The sequence below is a fragment of the Nonomuraea sp. NPDC005692 genome (genome assembly GCF_040631115.1).
Taxonomy (GTDB): Bacteria; Actinomycetota; Actinomycetes; order Streptosporangiales; family Streptosporangiaceae; genus Nonomuraea.
Window position 1 is genome coordinate 1 of the sequence record NZ_JBEXYU010000079.1, and the last position, 2,620, is coordinate 2,620.

The following is a 2,620-nucleotide window of genomic DNA, read 5'->3' on the forward strand; positions in this document are numbered from 1 at the left end:
TCGAGGTGGCTGGGGACGCATTTGACGACGTCGACGTGGTGGTGGGTCAGGTAGTCGGCGAAGGCGGTGGGGTCCATCGCGATCTCGCGTGGCAGCAGGTGGACGGTTCCGCCGGTGGTGAGCGCGCCGAAGACGCAGGTGAGGCCGAAGTCGGCCGCGGGGGTGGACACCACGGCGAACGAGCCGCCGGGGGCGTCGATGCGGGGGAGCATCCCGGTGAGGTAGTTCAGGACGTTGCGGTGCTCGGCGGCGACGGCCTTGGGGGTGCCGGTGGAGCCGGAGGTGAAGATGACGTGGTGCAGGTGCTCGGGCCGGACCGCGCTTTCCGGCCTGGTTTCCGGGAGGTCGGGTAGTCGGTCCAGTTCCAGGACCCGCACGTCCGGGCCGAGGCGGTCGGTGAACTCCGACACCGTGACCACGGCCCGGACTCCGGCGGCGTCGAGCATGGTCGCGATCCGTGCCGCCGGATAGGTCGGGTCCATCGGCAGATAGCCGCCGCCCGATTTCTGGATGCCGAACAGCGCGCTCGCCAAGGAGGCGCCGGGCTCCAGGAGCACGCCGACCGGTTCGTCCGCGTGTACTCCGGCTTGGAGCAGCCAGTGCGCGATGCGGTTGGCGGAGGACTCCAGTTGGGCGTAGGTGAGGCTGCGGTCGGCCCCCACCACGGCGGGTGCGTCCGGGGTGGTGTCCACCCACCGTTCGATCAGGTGGTGCACGGCCTCGCCGGGCGCGTCCATGGGCGCGTGGCCGGTCAGGGCGGGCCCGGTCACCGGCTCCAGCGGCACCGCCCCGACCGGCGCGTCCAGGTCGGACAACATCCCGCCGAGCAGGGCGAGGTACCAGTCCACCAGCCTGCGGACGGTCGCCTCGTCGAACAGGTCCGTGCGGTAGCCGAAGCCGCCGCGCAGCGGCGATCCGGGACCGCTGTCGAGCACGTACAGGTCCAGGTCGAACTTCGCCGTCCGCTCGGGAAGCTCGATGGAGGTCGCCTCCAGGCCGGGCAGCTCGGGACGTCCCTGGTCGGGGATGTAGTTGAGCATCACCTGGAACAGCGGGGTGGCGGCCAGGTTGCGTTCGGGCCGCAGCCGGTCCACCACCCGGTCGAACGGCGCTCCGGCGTGGGCGAGCGCCCCCAGTGCGGCCTCCTTGACCCGGTCCAGCAGCTCCCGGCCGGTCGGGTCGCCGCCCAGGTCTGAGCGGACCACGACGGTGTTGATGAAGCAGCCCACCACGCCCTCGGTGTCGGGATGGTCCCGTCCGCTGACCGGCACGCCGACCGCGATGTCGTGGACGGCCGACAGCCGCGCGAGCAGCGCCTGCAACCCGGCCAGCAGCACCATGAACGGCGTCACGCCCGGCGCCGACCGCACCTTGGCCGCCAGCTCCGCCGGCAGCTCGACCTCCAGCGAGGCCCCCGCCGGGTCGGCCACCGCGGGCCGGGGACGATCGGTCGGCAGGTCGAGCACGGGCGGCAGCCCCTGCAGCCGTTCCGCCCACCAGTCCAGGTCGGCCAGGGCCGGGACGGGCGCCACCTCCGCGTACTGGGCGGGCGGCGGGCCCGGCGGCGGGCGCAGACCCAGCCGGGCGGCGTACAGCGCCGACAGCTCCGACTGCAGGAGGCCGCGCGTCCAGGCGTCCGTGGCGATGTGGTGGAAGGTGAGGGAGAGCACGTGCTCCGCGTCGTCGACCACGAACAGGACCGCCCGCATCGGCGGCTCCCGGTCCAGCGCGAACGGCGTGGCCAGCTGCTCGGCCACCGCCCGGTCGACCTGGGAACGGTCGATGGTCACGGTGGTCACCGGCACCTCCGCGGCCGGCCGTACCTCCAGGACCGGTTCGGCGCCGGTGGCGACGATCACGCTGCGCAGCACCTCGTGCCGCGCGGCCAGGTCCCTGACCGCGCCCAGCAGCGCGTCCGCCTGAAGCGGCCCGCGCAGCCGCAGGGTCATCGGGACGTTGTAGGCCGTGCCGTCCGGCTCCAGCTGGGCCAGGAACCAGAGCCTGGCCTGGGCGCCGGACAGCGGCGCCGGGCCCTCCACGCGCTCGCGGCGCGCCACCGCCGCCGAGGCCGGGCGTGGAAGCGCGGCGGCCAGGTCGGCGAGCACGGAGTGCTCGAAGAGCAGCCGCACCGGTACGGCGACGCCGAGCTGTTCGCGCAGGCGGCCCGCCACCCGGGTGGCGGCGAAGGAGTGCCCGCCCAGGGCGAAGAAGTCGTCGTTCGCCCCCACCTGGTCCACGTCGAGCACTTCGGCCCACGCCTGGGCCACCAGCTTCTCGCCGGCCGTGCTCGGCGGCACGAAGGCCACCGCCTCCTGCTGCGGTTCGGGGAGGGCGGCGCGGTCGATCTTGCCGTTGGGGTTGAGGGGGAGGTGGTCGAGGGTGACGATGTGGGTGGGGACCATGTAGTCGGGCAGGCGTTCGCGCAGCGCCGAGCGGACCGCCGGCACGTTCGCCGTGGCGGGGGTGACCCAGGCGGCGAGCTGTCTGGCCTTGCCTTCGCCGATGGGGAGGACGACGGCTTCGGTGATCTGGGGGAGGGCGCGCAGGGCGGTGACGACTTCGCCGAGTTCGACGCGGTAGCCGCGGACCTTGACCTGGTCGTCGACTCGGCCGCGGAATT

Annotated in this window: 1 protein-coding gene; it reads right to left on the reverse strand. The window is 73.7% G+C overall.

What is annotated here, in order from left to right; all coding sequences use genetic code 11:
* Positions 1–2,620: condensation domain-containing protein (locus ABZ459_RS52660; protein WP_357989081.1), on the reverse strand; the 2,620-nt coding region annotated here is incomplete at both ends.